At 29.5% G+C, this 18,986-nt stretch carries 22 protein-coding genes; 8 read left to right on the forward strand and 14 right to left on the reverse strand.

Features of this window, described 5'->3' with window-relative positions; translation table 11 throughout:
- The 4 genes from L8X97_RS07690 to moaC all read right to left on the reverse strand — a co-directional run.
- Positions 1-984, reverse strand: a 984-nt coding sequence (locus L8X97_RS07690) for a cache domain-containing protein (RefSeq protein ID WP_263663011.1), incomplete at its 3' end; no start/stop codon positions are given.
- A gap of 50 nt (positions 985-1,034) precedes the next feature.
- Positions 1,035-2,165, reverse strand: a complete 1,131-nt coding sequence (locus tag L8X97_RS07695; RefSeq protein WP_263663012.1) for a hypothetical protein — start codon at positions 2,163-2,165, stop codon at positions 1,035-1,037.
- A 12-nt stretch (positions 2,166-2,177) separates the two neighbouring features.
- Complete coding sequence (locus L8X97_RS07700; protein ID WP_133319952.1) at positions 2,178-2,441, reverse strand: DUF493 family protein; 264 nt, start codon at positions 2,439-2,441, stop codon at positions 2,178-2,180.
- Entirely contained in the window at positions 2,419-2,892 is a 474-nt protein-coding gene (moaC, locus tag L8X97_RS07705; protein WP_133319951.1) for a cyclic pyranopterin monophosphate synthase MoaC, read from the reverse strand. Before moaC ends, L8X97_RS07700 begins: the two co-directional genes overlap by 23 nt.
- 87 nt (positions 2,893-2,979) lie before the next feature.
- Between moaC and L8X97_RS07710 the strand changes: the two genes are divergently transcribed.
- Together L8X97_RS07710 and L8X97_RS07715 are read left to right on the forward strand one after the other, a co-directional pair.
- Entirely contained in the window at positions 2,980-3,141 is a 162-nt protein-coding gene (locus L8X97_RS07710; RefSeq protein WP_133319950.1) for a highly acidic protein, read from the forward strand.
- A 2-nt stretch (positions 3,142-3,143) separates the two neighbouring features.
- Positions 3,144-4,454 carry an MFS transporter gene (locus tag L8X97_RS07715; protein ID WP_263661717.1) on the forward strand — a complete coding sequence of 437 codons (1,311 nt, stop codon included), beginning with the start codon at positions 3,144-3,146 and terminating at the stop codon, positions 4,452-4,454.
- Here L8X97_RS07715 and L8X97_RS07720 read toward each other — a convergent pair.
- Complete coding sequence (locus L8X97_RS07720) at positions 4,423-4,899, reverse strand: cysteine permease (RefSeq protein WP_263659937.1); 477 nt, start codon at positions 4,897-4,899, stop codon at positions 4,423-4,425. The two genes, L8X97_RS07715 and L8X97_RS07720, sit on opposite strands and share 32 nt — an antisense overlap.
- A 109-nt stretch (positions 4,900-5,008) precedes the next feature.
- Between L8X97_RS07720 and L8X97_RS07725 the strand changes: the two genes are divergently transcribed.
- On the forward strand, positions 5,009-5,392 hold the full coding sequence (locus tag L8X97_RS07725; protein WP_263661716.1) for a group III truncated hemoglobin: 384 nt from the start codon (positions 5,009-5,011) through the stop codon (positions 5,390-5,392).
- Positions 5,393-5,408: 16 nt separating this feature from the next.
- Here the strand turns inward: L8X97_RS07725 and L8X97_RS07730 are convergent, their stop codons facing one another.
- The 4 genes from L8X97_RS07730 to recA form a co-directional block, all read right to left on the reverse strand.
- Positions 5,409-6,092, reverse strand: a complete 684-nt coding sequence (locus L8X97_RS07730) for an AMIN domain-containing protein (RefSeq protein WP_133319946.1) — start codon at positions 6,090-6,092, stop codon at positions 5,409-5,411.
- Positions 6,082-6,258 carry a hypothetical protein gene (locus L8X97_RS07735; protein WP_259443318.1) on the reverse strand — a complete coding sequence of 59 codons (177 nt, stop codon included), beginning with the start codon at positions 6,256-6,258 and terminating at the stop codon, positions 6,082-6,084. The genes L8X97_RS07730 and L8X97_RS07735 overlap by 11 nt, the downstream gene beginning before the upstream one ends.
- A 101-nt stretch (positions 6,259-6,359) precedes the next feature.
- Entirely contained in the window at positions 6,360-7,604 is a 1,245-nt protein-coding gene (eno, locus tag L8X97_RS07740; protein WP_220566354.1) for a phosphopyruvate hydratase, read from the reverse strand.
- A complete protein-coding gene (recA, locus tag L8X97_RS07745; RefSeq protein WP_087700900.1) occupies positions 7,604-8,638 on the reverse strand; it encodes a recombinase RecA in 1,035 nt (344 codons plus the stop codon). Before recA ends, eno begins: the two co-directional genes overlap by 1 nt.
- Before the next feature lie 109 nt (positions 8,639-8,747).
- Between recA and L8X97_RS07750 the strand changes: the two genes are divergently transcribed.
- Genes L8X97_RS07750 through L8X97_RS07760 form a run of 3 tightly spaced genes read left to right on the forward strand, consistent with a single transcriptional unit; the run spans position 8,748 to position 10,677 of the window.
- Entirely contained in the window at positions 8,748-9,611 is an 864-nt protein-coding gene (locus L8X97_RS07750) for a menaquinone biosynthesis family protein (RefSeq protein ID WP_263661946.1), read from the forward strand.
- Positions 9,612-9,637: 26 nt separating this feature from the next.
- The gene (gene fliQ / locus L8X97_RS07755; RefSeq protein WP_012660903.1) at positions 9,638-9,904 is read left to right on the forward strand and encodes a flagellar biosynthesis protein FliQ; all 267 of its coding nucleotides are present in this window, start codon (positions 9,638-9,640) and stop codon (positions 9,902-9,904) included.
- Positions 9,901-10,677 carry a UDP-N-acetylmuramate dehydrogenase gene (locus L8X97_RS07760; protein ID WP_133319942.1) on the forward strand — a complete coding sequence of 259 codons (777 nt, stop codon included), beginning with the start codon at positions 9,901-9,903 and terminating at the stop codon, positions 10,675-10,677. The genes fliQ and L8X97_RS07760 overlap by 4 nt, the downstream gene beginning before the upstream one ends.
- On the opposite strand, the gene L8X97_RS07765 is transcribed toward L8X97_RS07760, so the two are convergent.
- From L8X97_RS07765 to topA, 5 genes are read right to left on the reverse strand one after another with little or no spacing between them, the layout of a single operon-like run.
- On the reverse strand, positions 10,670-11,320 hold the full coding sequence (locus L8X97_RS07765) for a hypothetical protein (protein ID WP_263663013.1): 651 nt from the start codon (positions 11,318-11,320) through the stop codon (positions 10,670-10,672). The two genes, L8X97_RS07760 and L8X97_RS07765, sit on opposite strands and share 8 nt — an antisense overlap.
- A complete protein-coding gene (locus L8X97_RS07770; protein ID WP_263663014.1) occupies positions 11,320-12,078 on the reverse strand; it encodes a 3'(2'),5'-bisphosphate nucleotidase CysQ in 759 nt (252 codons plus the stop codon). Before L8X97_RS07770 ends, L8X97_RS07765 begins: the two co-directional genes overlap by 1 nt.
- Before the next feature lie 39 nt (positions 12,079-12,117).
- Complete coding sequence (locus tag L8X97_RS07775; RefSeq protein WP_133319939.1) at positions 12,118-13,296, reverse strand: cation:proton antiporter; 1,179 nt, start codon at positions 13,294-13,296, stop codon at positions 12,118-12,120.
- Complete coding sequence (locus tag L8X97_RS07780; RefSeq protein WP_263660821.1) at positions 13,277-14,113, reverse strand: biotin synthase; 837 nt, start codon at positions 14,111-14,113, stop codon at positions 13,277-13,279. The genes L8X97_RS07775 and L8X97_RS07780 overlap by 20 nt, the downstream gene beginning before the upstream one ends.
- Positions 14,113-16,197: a type I DNA topoisomerase gene (gene topA, locus L8X97_RS07785; RefSeq protein ID WP_412175786.1), complete on the reverse strand. Its 2,085-nt coding sequence runs from the start codon at positions 16,195-16,197 to the stop codon at positions 14,113-14,115. The genes L8X97_RS07780 and topA overlap by 1 nt, the downstream gene beginning before the upstream one ends.
- A 130-nt stretch (positions 16,198-16,327) precedes the next feature.
- Between topA and L8X97_RS07790 the strand changes: the two genes are divergently transcribed.
- Together L8X97_RS07790 and L8X97_RS07795 are read left to right on the forward strand one after the other, a co-directional pair.
- Positions 16,328-18,040, forward strand: coding sequence for a motility associated factor glycosyltransferase family protein (locus tag L8X97_RS07790; RefSeq protein ID WP_263663015.1), 1,713 nt, complete (start codon positions 16,328-16,330; stop codon positions 18,038-18,040).
- Positions 18,041-18,114: 74 nt separating this feature from the next.
- Positions 18,115-18,986: flagellin hook IN motif-containing protein (locus L8X97_RS07795; protein ID WP_318529832.1), on the forward strand; the 872-nt coding region annotated here is incomplete at its 3' end.

Consider the following 18,986-nt stretch of genomic DNA (forward strand, 5'->3'; position numbering starts at 1 on the left):
GAAGTCAAAGAAAGAATTGATACCTTTTTGGATTGCTTGCAAAGGGGATAGATAATAAGAGATGATGAAGTAGAGTATGATAACACTTAAGGCAACCATGATACTTACAACAATTGTTTGTATTGTTGCTGTTTTGAAAATAGGCTCATTTATAACATCAGCACTTTCGGTGCTACAAACAAGGTAAGAAGATATTTTAGCACATATACCTAGCCTTTCTTTTCCTTTTAATCCATATTCAAAGAAAGAATAATCACCATTTTGTTTGTGTGCATTTAATACCGGTCCATGATCTACCGATGGATCTAATAACTGTTTGTTTTTAGCAACAAATATCTTTCCATTTTCATCAAATAAAAAGCTATTACCAGGCATATTTTCAAAATTTTCTTGAAGCTCTTTTACTGGAATATCAACCCCAATAATTCCTACAAAATTACCATTTTTATATATAGATTTAGTATATGTTATTACATATTGATTTGTTGCTTTATCAATATAAGGAGAAGTGATGAAAATATCTTTATTTTCTTTGGCTCCAATATACCATGGTCTAGTTCTAGCATCATAGTTGATATTTTGTCCATAAATTTCGATATTTTTATTATTTTTATCACTAGTATCATTACTTACAAGATTTTCTCCATTATCTAAACTTATAAAAGCAGATAAAACTCCAGAAGCTTTTCTATATGATTTTAAAATAGAGCCAACATTATCTATCAAAGCTTGTTCGGAATTTAATTTTTCATATGGAAATTCCAAAATTGTTTTTTCCAAATTTAAAATTAAATCACTATTGTGCTTTCGAAATGTTTCTAAAGAAGTTCGAGCAACTTGTAAAATATCATTTTGCCTTTTTAGCTCATTATCATAAAGGTATGTTTTGGTAAAGTAAAAACTTAACACACCTAAAATAATCAAACTTAGTGCAGTGAAAAAATTTGCCATTAAAGACAATTTAACTTTCAAAGTGTTAAACATAATTTCCTCCGTATTTTATTTTTGTAATTTTAATTTTTAAAAATTAATTATCAATTAATATTTTTTTTAATTAATTTTTTTGCTTTTTCCCACAATCTCACTCCCAATTCTTTTGCATTGTTTTTATCTAAATTTTTATATTTATGGCTTGCGAGTTTTTCGAGTTCATTTAACTCTTTAGCTAAGATATTGAGTTTGCTTTGTGCTAGCTTGCTAAAATCATCAATTTTTGGATTTTGTTTAATTTCATTAATTTTGATAAGAATTTGCTCTCTGTTTTCTTGTATTAAGCGTTTAAATTTGGCAAATAAAGTGTCAAATTTATTTTCTAATAAATCTTTAAGTATATCTTTTACGGGATTATTAAATTCTAATGATATTTTTTTAAGCATTTGGATAAATTCTTGCTCTATGTCTATAAGCTCTTTTTCTTTATTTTTTAAATCATGTTCTAAAGCGCTATATGCAAAGCTTGATTTAAATTTTTCAATCGCCAAAGAAATTCCTTCTTGTGTCCCATAAATACTTCCTATACATAAATCATAAGCAAAAGCCTTTGATTCGTTAGCAAGTTCAAAAGCAGCATTTAAAACTACTTGGGATATTTTTAAAATTCTTTCTTTTTCAAAGCTTCCTTCACAAATTGCATTAAATACAAGGTTTTTAGCGATTTCACAAGATGTAAGTTCTATGTTTTCACCTTTTTCTAAAGTTGTGATAAAAGCACTCTCGGCAGTTTCTTTTAAAAGGCCTAGTATTTCTATATCATAAAGCATTGCATCATTGATACTTATATTAAATTCATTTAAATTTAAATCTTTTAAAGTCTTTTCTAAATCAAAAAAGTTATCGCAAATTTTGTGTTTAATGGTATTTTTTTGTTCTTCTATTTTTACTTTTAATTTGCCATATTCGTTAATATAAACAAAAAATGCTTTTTTATCTTCTTCAACTCTAGCTTTAATAATACCTTGGATTATTTTGGAAATATTTTCTTCATTTATAAGTCCAAGTTTTTCTAATACTTTAGAAAAGATAGCAAAAAGCTCTTCATTGCTAGTATTTTCAAAACTAATTTTTTTATAACTTAGATTAAAAATAAGCTCACTAATTAAGTTTGGAATTTCATTTTTTTCACAAGCTAAGAGAGAATTTTCAAAAATTATGGCTAAATTTTTCATATTTTTCCTTTTTTATAATACAAATTTCGCTTTACTTTTTAATTGATTAAAAATATTTAAACGATCATCTTTACTATCGACATAAACACTTAAAAGATAACTTTTATATGTTCCTTGTTTGCTAGTATTTGAGATTTTATATTTAAATTCTCTTTCATTGAGTATTTGGGTGAAAATTTCTAAAGCATCAACTTCAGCTTCAAAAACGACCTTATAATCCCAAAAAGTAGGGTAGTTTATAATAGGTTCTTTTTTAAGATCGCAGATATTTACCACTTTTTCCTCCTTCTTTGCTTTCTAAAACTATATCAGTAATTTGCATACTTTTATCAATAGCTTTAACCATATCATAAATAGTTAAAAGCCCAATACTAACAGCTGTTAAGCTTTCCATTTCAACCCCTGTTTTTCCTTCGCATTTTACGGTTACAAAGAGTTGAAAAGAACATTCTTCTTTGTTTTCTTCTATATGGGTTTGTACTTTTGAGATCATTAAAGGATGACACATTGGGATAAGATTTGAAGTTTGTTTAGCTCCCATGATGGCTGCTGTGATGGCAGTTTGTAAAACAGGCCCTTTTTTAGCTTTGTTTTCAATGATAGCTTCAAATGCTTCTTTACTCATGTATATTTTACCGCTTGCACAAGCTTCTCTTTGGGTAATATCTTTTTGACTTACATCTACCATTTTGGGGTGATTTTTTTCATCTAAATGCGTTAAATTCATATTTTTCCTTAAGTAAAGTTTGAAAAATTATACCAAAATGTATATTTTTATATTAAAATACTACTAAAAAATTTTAAAGGATTTGCAATGGCTTATGATGATGAAGAATTTGAAAATTATGATGATGAAATGTATGATGAAGCAGATGATGATACTTATGCAAATAATCAAAGATCATATAATTATGATGATGATGATTATGAATACGATGATGATTATAGTGATGATGATACTTATGAGATGGATTAATCGTGGGTAAAAATCTTACTAAAAAAGACATAAAAGTTTTGAGTCTTTCTTCTTTGGGAGGGACTTTAGAATTTTACGATTTTATCATTTTTGTATTTTTTGCAAGTTATATTTCTAAAAATTTTTTTCCTGAAGATTTAAGTCCATTTTGGAAAATGTTTAATACTTATGGAATTTTTGCCGCAGGATATTTAGCTAGACCACTTGGTGGTATAATCATGGCACATTTTGGCGATAAATTTGGTCGTAAAAAAATGTTTATGCTTAGTATTTTACTGATGGTTGTGCCAACTTTTATGCTTGCTTTTATACCTACTTATGAAAGCATAGGATATTTATGTATAGTATTTTTAATATTTGTAAGGATTTGTCAAGGTATAGCTATAGGTGGGGAATTACCTGGTGCTTGGGTTTTTGTTTTTGAGCATGCTCCAAATGGACAAAAACGCACTTATCTTGGATTTTTAACAGCTTCTGTAGTAGGTGGAATTTTGCTTGGAAGTTTTGTATTTTTAATGATGAATAAGTTTTTTACACAAGAAGAACTTTATGAATGGGCCTGGAGAATTCCATTTTTCTTAGGAGGAATTTTTGGGATTATTTCTGCTTATTTGCGTAAATTTTTACAAGAAACACCTGTTTTTGAACAAATGAAAAAAGATAAGGCTTTAGAAAAATTCCCTCTAAAAGAAGTATTTAAAAAAGCTAAGCTGGGCGTTGTACTTTCTATGTTGATAACTTGGGTTTTGACGGCTTGTATTGTTGTGATGATTTTAACTATACCTTCTTTTATGGCAAAAATGTTAAATATTGATGCAAGCTTTCAAACTTACATACAAATGTTTGGTATAGTTTTGCTTGTAATTGGTTGTATATTAAGTGGAATTTTGGCTGATAAAATAGGTATAGTAAAAGCTTGTATGATTTTTTCGCTAGGATTTTTCTTAACTTGTTTATTTTATTTTAACGCTCTTTATACTAAAACACCTGATTTTAATTTAGTGAGTGTGTACTATTTAAGCGCTTGCTTTTTTACCGGAGTGATGAATTTTTGTCCTTTGATGATGAGTGAGGTATTTGATGCTAAGGTTAAATTTTCAGGGCTTAGTTTTTCTTATAATATAGCTTATGCAATAGCTGGTGGGTTTACTCCGCAACTTGCTTTATTTTTACACACTATTGCTTTGGGAAATTTAGAAAATATTGTTCGTTTTTCTTTAGGATTTTATATGTTTACTATGGCTATAATTTCGCTTGCTTGTGCTTTGATATTTAAATATCTTAGTAATACCCAACGCACATACTCTCAGTGATTTTAATGCGTTTTTCCAAAGGAGTAGGACTGAAAAAATGGCATTTTTCGATATAAATATTATAACTATAATCTAAATTTAAAAAATCATAAAATGCCTTTAAATTTACAAATTTAACCCCACAAACTTCTTTTATATCTAAGATTTTATAAATTTGAGAATTATTTTTTTCTACCAAATGTGATGGAGCTAAAGTAGTAAATGAGCAAAAGGCACTTGCTAATACAAAGCCACTTAGATTTTCACATTTTTGTATAAGATGTTGGTGTTTTTGTAAAATACTTTTTTTATGTAAAAATACCACTCTTGTGCCTTGATAGCGTGCTGCCTGAACATTTTTCCAAAATTTATAAGCATTTTTAGAAATATTTGCTAATTGGTGTAATTGTATATTTAAAATATAATTATCCAAGAATTGATTGGGTGGTAAAATAGTATAAGTCATATTTTTTCTTTAAATTTGTTTTTATGATTATACTAAAAATTGACTTTTGTTTATATTTTTAATTTCTAAATTTAATACAATAAGCCAAAATTATTTTTTAAGGAAAAGTATGAAATTTGAAACTATTAATCATGAGGGTATAAAAAAACTTATGGATGTTTTTTATGCAAAAGTTAGAATAGACAAGGATTTAGGGCCTATTTTTAATGAAAAAATTGGTATAGATGATGAGAGTTGGAAAAAACACAAAGAAAAAATAGCAAGTTTTTGGGCAGGGATGTTTTTAGGTGATCCAAGTTATAGCGGTTCTCCTTTGAGAGTTCATCATGAATTACCTTCATTTCCAAGAGAATTTTTTGATGTTTGGCTTAATCTGTTTGATGAGAGTTTGCAAGAAGTTTTTGAAGATGAACCAAGAAGTATTGTTATAGAAAGAGCTAAAATGATAGCTCAAAGATTTCAAATGATTATTTATGATCACAGATTTGCTTAAGAGTTTTTAAAAACTCTTAGCGATAGTTAAAGGTATGTAAATTTTCACCTTGAGAGTATTTATAACTATATTTTCCATCAAGATAAATTACCAAACGATAATATCCTTTATGTGATCCAAATACAACTTTTCTAACATGAGCAGTATTAACTTGTAAAGTTTTTGTATTGAAATTTTGCTTTTTAGCAAAATCTATAATGATTTTAGTTGGATCTCCTATAGATAAATGTCTTAGCATTCTATCTTCGGTTTTGATATTAATCTTATTGTTATAAAAGCTAATAGAAATAAAATTATAAATATTTCCACTAAAAATTGGTGTTTCAATGTTTAAAGTGGTATTGTTTTCTTCTGTTTTAGTGTTTTTTACCCCTTGTTCTTGTGGCACAGTAACAGATACATCAAGTATAGGTGTGGCATTTGGACTTTTGGCTTTTATAAATGAGTAAGTATCATGCCAATTGATACTTTTGTATATATCTAGAGTAGTTTGCTCTTCAGAGCCATCAAGATTAATATAAGTAATAGTAATATTTTTTAAAATTCTTGCATCAGAATTAAAAGTAAAATCCTGTCTTTGAAAAGGACTAAGTTTTACAAACTCGGTGTTTTGTTGTTCTGAGTTATTGTCAAAAGGATTATCTTTTGCATTTAAAAATACACAGGATAATAAAAATAGTAAAAAAAATTTAATTCTCATGCGAATTTTCTCCTTTAAGTCTTAAAAGCTGTAAGTATTCTTTTTGAGCTTGGGCATTTTTAGCTTTTAAGGTTATTATGTTTTTCTCTAAAATTTTTTGCTCCTCTTTAAGCGATAATAAAACATCTAAAGAGGATTTGCCAAAAAACATATTACCAAAATACATAGCAACAATAATAGCTACAAATGATAATGCAATAGTTTTTATTAGATGATGACGAGCCTCTTTCTTTTTAGAATGCTCATCATACTCTTTTAATAAATCACTCAGAGCTTATCTCCTAAATACTCATCATTATCAAGTTCGATTTCTAATAAGCGATTGTATTTAGCAGTTCTTTCGCCTCTTGCTAGAGCTCCTGTTTTGATTTGTCCTGTATTAAGCGCTACTGCAAAATCAGCTATAAAAGCATCTTCGCTTTCCCCACTTCTATGACTCATAATACATCTGTAATTATTTCTATGAGCTAGTCTTACTGTTCTCATAGTTTGAGTGATTGTTCCGATTTGATTAGGCTTGATTAATACAGCATTTGCCATATTTTTCATGATACCTTCTCTTAAAATATCTTCATTAGTTACAAACAAATCATCACCCACAAGTTGAATTTTATTACCAAGCTTTTGAGTGAGTTTAATCCAACCTTCATAATCATCTTCAGCCAAACCATCTTCAATACTAAAAATAGGATATTTAGCACATAATTCTTCATAGCGAGCAATCAAGTCTTCACTTGAGAAAACTTTACCCTCTAAATGGTATTTACCATCTTTATAAAGCTCACTACTTGCTACATCTAGCGCTAGTTTGATTTTATTTTCATAGCCTGCTTTTTTAATACAAGTCATTAAAAGATCAAGAGGTTCAGTGTTGTTTGCTAAATTTGGCGCAAAACCACCCTCGTCGCCTAAAGCAGTAGAGTGACCTAGATTAGCTAATTCTTTTTTTAATACTGCATAAATTTCACAAACTGATCTTAATGCTTCTTTAAAGCTTGAAAAACCAAAAGGCATAATCATAAATTCTTGAAAATCTACGCTATTGTTTGCATGTGCACCACCGTTGATGATATTACACATTGGCACAGGTAATACACTTGCATTTGCTCCACCTAAGTAGCGATATAAAGGCACACCTAGCGCATTAGCAGCAGCGCGTGCTGTTGCCATAGAAATTCCTAAAGTTGCATTTGCTCCTAGATTAGAGTAGTTTTTTGTGCCATCAAGCTCTAAAAGAGTATTATCTAGTTGGGTTTGATTAAAAGCATCAAGCCCTATAATATTTTCAGCTATGGTGCCATTGATATTTTCAATCGCTTTTAAAACACCTTTTCCGCCAAATCTCTCATCATTGTCTCTTAATTCTAAAGCTTCTTTTTTTCCTGTGCTTGCACCACTTGGAACGATAGCACTGCCCACACTGCCATCGCTTAGCATGATTTCAGCTTTAATGGTAGGATTACCTCTACTATCTAAAACTTCAAAAGCTCTTAAATCTTCAATAATCAACATTATTCTTCTCCTTCATCGTCTTCTTTTGCGCCCAAAATCATACTATCTATACCGATTGAGTTTTGTATAGCTTGAGTAATTTCATCTGCAATAGCTGGATTTTCTTTTAAAAAGGCTTTAGCATTTTCTCTACCTTGACCAAGTTTAGAAGCCTTGTAAGAAAACCATGCACCACTTTTATCAATAATATCAAGTTTTACACCATAATCTATTAGCTCACCTTCACGACTTACACCCTCACCAAACATCACATCAAATTCAGCTTGTTTAAAAGGAGGGGCTACTTTGTTTTTAGCCACTTTTACTTTAACACGGTTTCCAATAGGCTCATCATTTTGTTTTAAGGTGGCTGTTTTTCTTACATCTAAACGCACTGAAGCATAAAATTTTAAAGCATTTCCGCCGGTAGTTGTTTCAGGAGTGCCATAGCCCATCATGCCTATTTTCATACGAATTTGATTGATGAAAATTACAGTAGTGTTCATTTTATGAACGATACCGGTTAATTTTCTTAAAGCTTGACTCATTAATCTTGCTTGAAGACCTACATGTTGATCCCCCATATCACCTTCGATTTCTGCTTTTGGGGTAAGTGCAGCAACGCTATCTACCACTATTAGATCAATGGCTCCACTTCTTGCTATAGTTTCAACGATTTCTAAGGCTTGTTCTCCAAAATCTGGTTGAGAGATGTAAAGATTTTCTGTATCAACGCCTAAATTTTTTGCATATCTTACATCAAGAGCGTGTTCAGCATCAATAAACGCACAAACTCCACCTTTTTTTTGACATTCTGCTATGATGTGTAAGGTAAGTGTAGTTTTACCTGAACTTTCAGGTCCATAAATTTCTATAATTCTTCCTTTTGGAACCCCGCCAATTCCTAAAGCTAAATCAAGTCCAACAGAACCTGTAGGAATAGAATCAATTTTTTCAACTTCTTTATCGCCAAGTCTTAATATGGTGCCTTTTCCAAAGGTTTTATCAAGACTTTTTAAGGCTGCATCAAGTGATTTTCTTTTATTATCATCCATGCTTGTTAATCCTTTTATAATATGTTTAAAATTGTATCAAAAAGAAATTTAATATAAGTTTTTATTTTGAATTTTGCTAAAATACTTTTTTAGATTTTTAAGGAAAAAAATGAATAAAAAAATTAGCGTAGCACACTCTCCTGATGCTGATGATATTTTTATGTATATGGCGATTAAATTTGGTTGGGTTGGAAATGCTTATGAGTATGAAAATACAGCCTTGGATATACAAACTTTAAATGAGCTTGCATTGGAAAATATATACGATGTTAGTGCGATATCTTTTGCACTTTATCCTTTAATAGCTAGTGAATATGCTTTATTAAAAACTGCTGTGAGTTTTGGTGAGGGTTATGGGCCAAAGCTTATTAAGAAAAAGAATAAAAAATTAAAGCCAAATTTTAAAGTTGCTTTAAGTGGAGCACACACTACTAATGCTTTAATCTTTCGCATAAAATATCCACAAGCTAGAATAATTTATAAGAATTTTTTAGAGATTGAAAAGGCTGTTTTAGAAGATGAAGTTGATGCGGGAGTGCTTATACATGAGAGCATTTTAGAATTTGATTCTAGTTTGTGTGTTGAGGCTGAACTTTGGGATATTTGGCAAGAATTAGCAAAAAATGATTTACCTTTACCTTTAGGTGGTATGGCCCTTAGAAGATCTTTACCGCTTAGTGATGCAATAGCGGTTGAAAAAGATTTGATTAAAGCAGTAGAAGTAGCCGATCATAATAGAAAAATCTTAGCCTCCATGCTTTTAGAGCGTAATTTAATACGCGTTGATGCACAAAAACTTGATGTGTATTTAAATTTATATGCAAATAAAAACTCTATTAATATGAATGATAAACAATACAATGCCATAGATAAGCTTTTTGAGCTTGGATATAATCATGGATTTTATGAGAAGTTAATAAAAAGTAAAGATTATCTTATCCCTAGTGAGTATGAAGAATTTAGAAATTCTTGATAGAATTTAAATTTTAAGGAGAAAATATGGAAAGTACTTTAGTAGCCTTGGGTGTACAAACTTTTAAAATCACACTTATGCTTTCTTTACCTATGCTTTTAGCAGGGCTTATTGCAGGGCTTATTATAAGTATTTTTCAAGCTGTAACGCAAATTAACGAAGCCACGCTTTCTTTTGTGCCAAAAATTTTACTTGTTGTTGTGGTAATAGTATTTTTAATGCCTTGGATGATAAGTTCTATGATTGATTTTACAACTAATATTTTAAATCAAATTCCAAGCTTTATTAGATGATTATTGATTTTTCTAAGTATTCTTCTGTGCGTATAGGTGAGAGCTTTGAAGTGCAAACACTTGAAGAGCCTTGCGAATTTGATGGTTTTTTAATAGGTGGGGCAAATAATCTTTTAATCTCTCCAAAACCCAAAAAACTTGGAATTTTAGGGAAAAGTTTTGATTATATTAAAATTTTAGAGCAAAATGAAAAAGGCATGTTTTTAGAGATAGGCTCTAGTGTGAAATCTTTTAAAATGTATCATTTTGCTAAAGAAAATAACCTAAAAGGCTTTGAGTTTTTAAAAAATATCCCAGGGACTTTGGGCGGTATTTTAAAAATGAATGCAGGATTAAAAGATGAGGATATTAGCAAAAATTTAATTAGTATTTGCACTTTTAATCAAGAAATTTTAAAACAAAATATTGCTTTTGCTTATAGGTTTAATCCTATTAAAGAAGTGATGTTTAGCGCGAAGTTTTTTTTAGAATATGGATTTGACCCAGTTAAAGATGAGCTTTTAAAAAATGCAAGAAAAAATCAACCAAAAGGTGCTAGCTTTGGCTCTATTTTTAAAAATCCCAAAAACGATCATGCAGGAAGGTTGATAGAAGCAGTTAATCTTAAAGGTTTTAGCAAAAATGATGCGATGTTTAGCAATGAACATGCAAATTTTTTAATCAATAAAAAACATGCTAGTTTTGATGATGCTTTATTTTTGATAGAGCTTGCTAAAAAAAGAGTTTTTGAAGAATTTGGGATTGTTTTAGAAGAAGAAGTGGTAATTATATAGTATTTTTAATATCTTCATAAACAATTTTAGCTATTTCTTGAACTAATTCTTGATAAGATTTATTTTTATCATTTGTGCTAAATTGAGTATTGATAGTAAGGATTTTATGATCTTTTAGTTTTTTTGTTTTGGCATTAAAAAGTTTGTATTCTATGTCGGCTTTGACTTCAAAATTGGAAAAAAGCAAGAAATTTTGTTGGCTTGCTTGAATGCTTTTTAAATCTAGCAAAATAACAAAATCAGCCTTTTTGAAACGATTAAATTCTAAAAACTCACTTGCATTGATGAAATTTTTATTTATTTGTAAGATATTTTGACTATTGATATAAGTTTGATTTTCTTTTTGACTAAGTAAGGTAAAATTATTTTGCTCATTTAAAATAGCACTTAATGCTTTTAGTGTGTCTTTTGCCATGGTTTTAGCATCGATTTTTAAATTTGAAAAATAAAAATTATATTCTTTTTCATAGCTTGGCACTAAAGCTAAGGTGCTAATGTGTGAGAGTTTATCATAATTTATATCTTGATCAAGATTGATGATATTAAAATCATCATTATTTTGTAATTTGATGATTTTTTTATTTGCAAAAGAATTGGCATAAATAGCACTTAAAAAACACAAAAACACCAAAAAAAATCTCACTAAAAACCTTTTAATTTAAATTCATTCTTAGCAAAAGCTATAAAACTTGGAAGTTTAAAATCAGGACTATTGTAGTTTAAGGCCTTTTTATCAAAATCGTATAAAATTCCACCATTTTGTTTGACTAAAAAATCTCCCGCGGCTATATCCCAAGCTTTTGGGCCGCCAAAACGCGGGTAAATTCCAGCTTTTGCTTCAAGTAAATATACAAACTTTAAAGCAGATGAAACCTTAATGCCTTCAAGATGATTTTGAATAAAAAAATCTTCATTATTATCATGATTTTTAGAGTAAAGGGCTATATTTTTAACCTTTTCGTATTGCTCTAAACTAAGATTTAAAATTTCATTATTTTTATAAACTTTAGTATGGGTATGTGCATAATAAAACGCATTATTTTCCACATCGCCTATAAGCGAAAGCACAGGAGTGTTTTTATGGATTAATGCGATTAAAACACAATATTCTTTATCTTTTTTAGCATAAGATTTAGTGCCATCAAGAGGATCTATTAGCCAAAAATACTCTAAATTTTTTCTTTCTTCATAAGAAAGTATATTTTCTTCAGAGCATATAGCTATATCGCCTGAAGCTAAAATTTCACTAATAGCTTCATTAGATTTTATATCAGCTAAACCTACCGGGGAATCATCATCTTTAAGCCATAAGGTATTTTTGTCTTTATATTCAAGCAATATCTTAGAGGCTTCTTTGCCTGCTTTTAAGGCTAATTCTAAAAGTGTGTCTAAATTTTTCATAAGAAAATTATAGCAAGTGAAAATAAATACTTAGTAGAGTTATTTTCTACTAAGATTATTGATAAATTTTATTAAGCTAATAGCTAAAATTGCTTCAAGTAAAGCAGTAAGTACTAATCCTGAGTATATATCTTGAGTGATAATATTAGTTTGATAAGAAAGCGTAGCTACTGCGATAAGTAAGGTTAGTGGCATAGAATGGCTTAAGCCAAATAAAAAGGTATTTTTTAAACCAAGTATTTTTACAAAAGTCATAGCACAAAGTATTCTTAGTCCTATCATAAAGATAGTTAGTGAAAAAGCTATGATTAAAACTTGAGGATTTAAAAGCATTTGGAGTTTAAAGCTTGAACCTATATAAATGAAAAATATAGGGATTAAAAAGCCATAACCAAAACTAGAAAGTTTGTGCTCTAAGTCTTTTTTATGATCAAAAAAAGTAGCTATAAATGAACCCGCTATAAAAGCTCCAAGTGCAACTTCAAGTTTAAAATAAATCATAATCGCAACTATGGCTATGAAAATTGCCATGCAAAATCTTATATCTTTTTCATTTTGATCTTGCCAAGGCATGAGTATGGTTTTAAGTTGTGGATACCACCAAAAAAGTACTTCTAAAAATTTAAATCCAAAAATACAAAGTGCTAAAAATCCCACCAAGTATAATAAATTTTGAGTGAGTGAGAAAAGATCAGCACCTTTTCCCAAAAATGCTGCAGCTATGGTAAGTAAAACTATGCTCACAACTTCAGCTAAAGTGGCTACCACCATGGATACATTAAGCCATTCACAGTTTTTGCCAAAGTCTCTATAAAGCGTTGAGAGCAAACCCACGCTCATAACAGGTATGATAATGACAAAAATATAAGAAATATCTATACTTTCAACCGCTAAAACACTAAAAACATATAAAAGTATGATGTAAATAAAAGCTTTATTAAGTAAGCTTCTTTCGGTTTTTAAAAAGGTTTTAAGATTGATTTCCATCCCTGCTATAAACATAAGATAGTAAAATCCTGCATTAGCCAAAAGCTTAAAATTCTCACTTTCTCCTATAAAACCTAAAAATCCTATAAAAGAGCCAAGCATAATTTCAGTGGCTGAAAGTGGGAGTTTTAAAAATTTAGCAATATAAGGTGAAGTAAGCAAACATCCTGCTACGACTAATAAAATTTTTAAATCCGTAGCAGCTTGAGCATCAATGGCATGAGCTAGCAAAGCTAAATCCCATTTGTTTTAGTTTTTGTATATCTTTGCTAGGTTCTTCGCCTTTAGTTGTAAGATAATCACCTACTACTATAGCACTAGCTCCTGCGTCAAAAATTTCATATTGTCTTTCCTTTAGTACTACTTCTCTACCACCTGCTACCATGATATGTGCATTTGGTAAGTCTTTTTTAGTATCTTTGATGATATTTAACGCCTCATCAGCATTTAATAAGTTTTGTTTGAGCTTTAAATTTTCATTTGGTATGAAAAAATTAATAGGCGAGGAAAAAGGATCAAGCTCTTTTAAACTTGTTCTGAAACTTTTTCTATCAGCTTCACTTTCTCCAAGACCATAAATTCCGCCACAGCAAAGCATTAAACCTGCTTCTTTAGCATAAAGATTAGTTTGAAATCTTTGCTCCCAAGTATGCGTAGAGCATATGTTTGGAAAAAATTCTTTAGAAGTTTCTAGATTATGATTATAAGAAAAAATTCCTGCTTTTTTTAATTCTTTGAGTTGTTCTAAATTTGCTATACCATTGCAAGCTATAAGTAAAAGTCCTTCTACTTCTTTTTGCACCGCATGAGCTACTTTGCACACATACTCAAGTTTTTCATCATCAAGTCCAGCACCTGCTGTAACTAAACAAAAACCTAAAGCCTCGTTTTTCTTAGCCATTTTAGCTTCTAAAACAATTTGATCTATATCTTTTCTTTTATATTTGTTGATATTAGTTTTTACATGAGCGCTTTGAGTGCAGTATTTACAATCTTCCCCGCACCCTCCACTTGCTATATTAGATATAGCACAAAGCATAATTTGCATTAAATTTCCTTTTTGATTTTGCATTTTAAGCACTCTAAAAATGTGCCTTTTTTAAGCTCTTTGATAATCAAAGTTTCGCCACATTTGCTACATTTTTCTTCACTTGGTTTGTATTTACTTATATAGTTGCATTTTGGATAAGCACTACATCCATAAAATTTACCACGCTTAGAAAAACGCTCTACGATCTCGCCTTCTTGACAGCTTGGGCATTTCACGCCTATGGTATTGAGTTTTTTCTCGCTTTTTTCTTCATTTTGTGTTTCTTGTTTTAAATTTCTTGAGTATTTACATTTTGGAAAATTTAAACAAGCTATAAATTCTCCATATCTTCCTTTTCTTATAGCAAGCTCTCCACCACAATCAGGGCAGGTTTCATCTAGCTTTGTGAAAGTTTTTTGGCTTTTTATGTTTTTTTTACCTTCATCAATTTTTCTCATAAAAGGAAAATAAAACTCTCTTAAAACTTCTTGCCAGTCCATTTTGCCTTCTGCAATGATATCAAGTTTATCTTCCATTTTAGAAGTAAAATCACTATCTACTATATCGCTAAAGTTTTGTTCTAAAACTTCTGTTACAACAAAGGCTATTTCATTAGGTATGATTTGTTTTTTATCTATACGCACATATTCTCTTGCACTAAGTAAAGAGATGGTTGGAGCATAAGTAGAAGGGCGTCCTATGCCAAGATTTTCTAACTTTTTAACAAGTCCAGCTTCAGAGTATCTTGAAGGTGGCTCGGTAAAATGCGAGTTTAATTCTATATTTTGTATATTTAGTATATCTTCTAGTTTTAAATTAGGTAAAATTTTATCTTTATCCATATCTCCATATACTTTATAATGCCCATCAAATAAAATTTTTCTACCGCTTATTTTAAAACTTGCTTCGTTTGATTTCGCATAGACATTTTGAGTTTGAGATATAGCAGGATTCATTTGTGAAGCTAAAAAGCGATTATATATTAAAGTATATAATCTTGCTTCATCTTTTTCTAAAAATTCACTTGCAAGTTTTGGCGTAAAGCTAAGATTAGTCGGTCTTATAGCTTCATGTGCTTCTTGAGCGCCTTTGCTTTTAGTGGTATAAATATTTGCTTTGCTTGGTAAGTATTCTTTGCCAAAATCATTTTTGATGAGTTTTCTTACTTCTTCTAAAGCTTCTTTTGCGATGTTTAAGCTGTCAGTTCTCATATAAGTAATCACACCCATAATACCTTGATGGGTTTTTACACCCTCGTAAAGTTTTTGAGCAATCATCATGGTTTTTTTAGGGTTAAAACCTAGGCGATTGCTCGCACTTTGTTGCAGGGTTGAAGTCATAAAAGGTGCTTGTGGAGCTATTTTTCTATCTTTACTTTCTATATCTTTTATTTTAAAGTTAGCATTTTTGCAAGCTTCAAAGATGAGTTTGGCTCTATCTTCGTTAGTTAGACTTAGTTTTTCTATCTTTTGATTTTGAAATTCGACTAATTCAGCTTGCAAGTCTTTTTCAAAAATCATATCTATACTAAAGTATTTTAAAGGAATAAAAGCTTTTATTTCTCTTTCTCTATCGACGATGATTTTTAAAGCCGCGCTTTGCACACGCCCTGCACTTAAGCCTTTTTGGATTTTTTGATTTAGTAAAGGACTTAATTTATAGCCTACTATACGATCAAGTAAGCGTCTAGTTTGTTGAGCATTGACGCTATTTACATTTAAAGATCTTGGGTTTTTTAAAGCATTTTCTATAGCGCTTTTAGTAATCTCATGAAAAACTATGCGTGGTAGGGAATTTTCATCTTTATTAATAGCCTTAGCTATATGATAAGCTATGGCTTCACCCTCACGATCCTCATCGGTTGCAAGGTAGATGGTTTTAGCTTTTTTAGCCTTTTCTTTGAGTTCTTTTACTAAACTTGAATGATCATTTGAAATTCTATATTCTGGTTTAAAATTTTCATCTTCTATTTTTATACCAAAGCTAGTTTTAGGTAAATCTCTAATGTGACCTTTAGAAGCTATTACTTCATAGTCTTTACCTAGAAAATTACCTATGGTTTTAGCTTTAGCAGGTGATTCTACTATGATTAAATTTTTCATTATTTTCCTTATAAGGATTAAAATTAGTAAAAGTGTATAAAAAAAAGTTAAATTTTTTGCTTAGATGGATTTTTAAATAAAATGCAATTAATGATATAATTTTCTATAATTTAATTTCATAGGATATAAAATGTTTTTGCAAAAAAACTTACAAGCTTTAGAATTTACCAATAAACCATTACAAAAAAAAATTCTATCTTTAAAAGAAGAATTTATCGACATCTTTCCAAGTCAAACACCCTTTGTGCCCTCAAAAGATGATTTAATAAAACCTAATATATTTTTTTGCGGTATAGGAGATGGGCTTTTTTTAAAAAAACTTATTAATAAACACATTTTTATTTTTGATAAAGCAGAATTTTTTGCTAATGTTTTAAGCAAGATGGATTTAAGTCAAGAGCTTTCAAGCGGAAAAATATATCTTTGTGATGTAGAAGAGAAAAGATTAGAAGAGTATCTTGTTTTGCTTTTTTCACAAAAAGATTGTTTTGAGTATTTAGGGCTTTTTAAACTTTTACCTTATAGTGAATTTTATAACAATAGTCCCATGTTTGATTTTGTGTATCACAAATGTTTAGATGTGATAAAAAGAGTGGTGGGAAATGTTGATACAAGTTTTACTATGGATGCTAAAATTTATAAACAATTTTTATCTAACATACCTTTAGTCTTAAAAAACATTCCTTTTCAAAGATTTATTTATGAAAATAAAGGAAGAAATAAAAGTGTTATTGTGGTGTGCGCAGGTCCTTCTTTAAATAAACAACTTAAGCTTTTAAAAACTTGTCAAGATGATTATGTGATATTTGCTTTAGATGCTACTTATAAGACTTTACTTAAGAATGAAATTTATCCTGATTTTGTTTTTTCTATGGATATTTACGAAGAATGTGCAAGTTTTTATGAAAATTTACCACAAAGTAAAAAAGAACCCATTTATATTATAAATGCTGCTGTAGATAAAGCTTTAATGCAAATTTTAGAAAATAAAAATCCAAAAATTTTTATTTTAAAAAATTTAGATTATCAACAAAAATTTAATTTAAATGATTTTGGTTATTTAGATATTGGTATCAATGTGGCTCATTTTGCTTATAATTTTGCTATAGCTTTGGGATTTACTAATGTAATCATGATAGGACAAGATTTGGCTTTTAGTGATAGTGGAAAATCTCACGCAGATGCAGCTAACTTTACTTTTCGTGATGAGGAAAAAGCTCAACACGATGCTACTAAATTAAATGTTTTGCCTTATGGAAAGAAAGGGTTTATTCAAACAAATATAGGCTGGGATGAATTTAGAAAAAGATTGGAAGTTTTATTTTTATCTCATCCTAATGTTAAGTTTTATAATGCCACAGAAGGTGGAGCTTTTATAGATTATACCATAGAGATACCTTTTGAAAAGGTTTTAGCACTATATAAAGATAAAAAACAAGATTATGTATTTCCAAATGTTTTAAGTATTAATAGGCAAGAAAAATTATTAAAAAAATCTTTGGAAATTTTACAAAAAGATTATTTAGAGTTAAATGCTTTACATCAAAAAGCAAAAGATCTTTTAGTAATTTTGCAAAATCAAAATGCAGTTTTTGATGAGCAAGTATCAGAATCTATTTTTGATTTTAATGATTTATTAGATAATGTAAAAATTTTACAAAGTTTTATGTATAAACCATTATTTTATCATAGGGGCTTTTTTAATGTGAGTTTATATCAAGAGTCTCAAAATGCTTTATCAAGTTATGCAGATTTTTTAAAAATATTTTTAGAATTTACAGCATTAAGTCTAGCAAGTATGGAAAATTCTATAAATGAATATAAAAATATCTTAAAAGTATAAATTTTTTTATCATTTTTTCGATATAGTTTAAACAACTGCATGGAAGCGGTTGAATTTATTTAAAAGGATTTAAAATGGGATTTCGTATAAATACTAATGTGGCATCTTTAAATGCTCAAAACAACGCAAATTTAAACTCAAGAGCATTAGATAACTCTCTAAGCAGATTAAGTTCAGGTCTTAGAATCAATTCTGCAGCAGATGATGCTTCAGGTATGGCTATAGCAGATAGCTTAAGATCGCAAGCTAATACTTTAGGTCAAGCTATAAGCAATGGTAATGATGCTTTAGGTATTTTACAAACAGCTGATAAGGCTATGGATGAGCAGCTTAAAATCTTAGATACTATCAAAGTAAAAGCTACTCAAGCAGCACAAGATGGACAAACTACCAAAACAAGAAATATGCTTCAAGCTGATATTAATCGTTTGATGGAGCAACTTGACAATATTGCAAATCAAACTTCATTCAATGGAAAGCAGTTATTAAGTGGTGGTTTTGTAAATCAAGAATTCCAAGTAGGTGCACAGTCAAATCAATCTATCAAAGCAAGTATTGGTTCAACTCAAAGCTCTAAAATAGGTGTAACTAGATTTGAAACAGGTTCTCAAGCTAAAGATAGTGGTATAGCTCAGCTTACTATTAAAAACTATAATGGTATAGATGATTTTAAATTCCAACCCGTAGTGATTTCTACTTCAGTAGGAACAGGACTTGGTGCTTTAGCTGAAGAGATTAATAGAGTTTCTGATATCACAGGTGTTAGAGCAAATTTCTTAGTTGAAACTACAGGTGTTGGTAATATTAAAGCAGGTAAAACTGATCAAAATTTTGCTATTAATGGGGTAAAAATTGGTGAGGTTGAATATAAAGATGGCGATGAAAATGGAGCCTTGATTTCAGCAATTAACTCAGTTAAAGATACTACAGGAGTAGAAGCCTCTAA

The sequence above is a fragment of the Campylobacter sp. CNRCH_2013_0671h genome (assembly GCF_025773055.1).
GTDB classification, from domain to species: domain Bacteria; phylum Campylobacterota; class Campylobacteria; order Campylobacterales; family Campylobacteraceae; genus Campylobacter_D; species Campylobacter_D lari_D.

Coding starts and splice junctions, on each gene's coding strand:
- L8X97_RS07780 (WP_263660821.1), bottom strand. CDS start 14,113: ATGCAAATTATGCTTTGTGCTATATCTAATATAGCAAGTGGAGGGTGC.
- L8X97_RS07770 (WP_263663014.1), bottom strand. CDS start 12,078: ATGAAAAATTTAGACACACTTTTAGAATTAGCCTTAAAAGCAGGCAAA.
- topA (WP_412175786.1), bottom strand. CDS start 16,197: ATGAAAAATTTAATCATAGTAGAATCACCTGCTAAAGCTAAAACCATA.
- L8X97_RS07730 (WP_133319946.1), bottom strand. CDS start 6,092: ATGAGAATTAAATTTTTTTTACTATTTTTATTATCCTGTGTATTTTTA.
- L8X97_RS07790 (WP_263663015.1), top strand. CDS start 16,328: ATGTTTTTGCAAAAAAACTTACAAGCTTTAGAATTTACCAATAAACCA.
- moaC (WP_133319951.1), bottom strand. CDS start 2,892: ATGAATTTAACGCATTTAGATGAAAAAAATCACCCCAAAATGGTAGAT.
- L8X97_RS07725 (WP_263661716.1), top strand. CDS start 5,009: ATGAAATTTGAAACTATTAATCATGAGGGTATAAAAAAACTTATGGAT.
- fliQ (WP_012660903.1), top strand. CDS start 9,638: ATGGAAAGTACTTTAGTAGCCTTGGGTGTACAAACTTTTAAAATCACA.
- L8X97_RS07710 (WP_133319950.1), top strand. CDS start 2,980: ATGGCTTATGATGATGAAGAATTTGAAAATTATGATGATGAAATGTAT.
- L8X97_RS07720 (WP_263659937.1), bottom strand. CDS start 4,899: ATGACTTATACTATTTTACCACCCAATCAATTCTTGGATAATTATATT.
- L8X97_RS07750 (WP_263661946.1), top strand. CDS start 8,748: ATGAATAAAAAAATTAGCGTAGCACACTCTCCTGATGCTGATGATATT.
- L8X97_RS07695 (WP_263663012.1), bottom strand. CDS start 2,165: ATGAAAAATTTAGCCATAATTTTTGAAAATTCTCTCTTAGCTTGTGAA.
- recA (WP_087700900.1), bottom strand. CDS start 8,638: ATGGATGATAATAAAAGAAAATCACTTGATGCAGCCTTAAAAAGTCTT.
- L8X97_RS07760 (WP_133319942.1), top strand. CDS start 9,901: ATGATTATTGATTTTTCTAAGTATTCTTCTGTGCGTATAGGTGAGAGC.
- L8X97_RS07735 (WP_259443318.1), bottom strand. CDS start 6,258: ATGTATTTTGGTAATATGTTTTTTGGCAAATCCTCTTTAGATGTTTTA.
- eno (WP_220566354.1), bottom strand. CDS start 7,604: ATGTTGATTATTGAAGATTTAAGAGCTTTTGAAGTTTTAGATAGTAGA.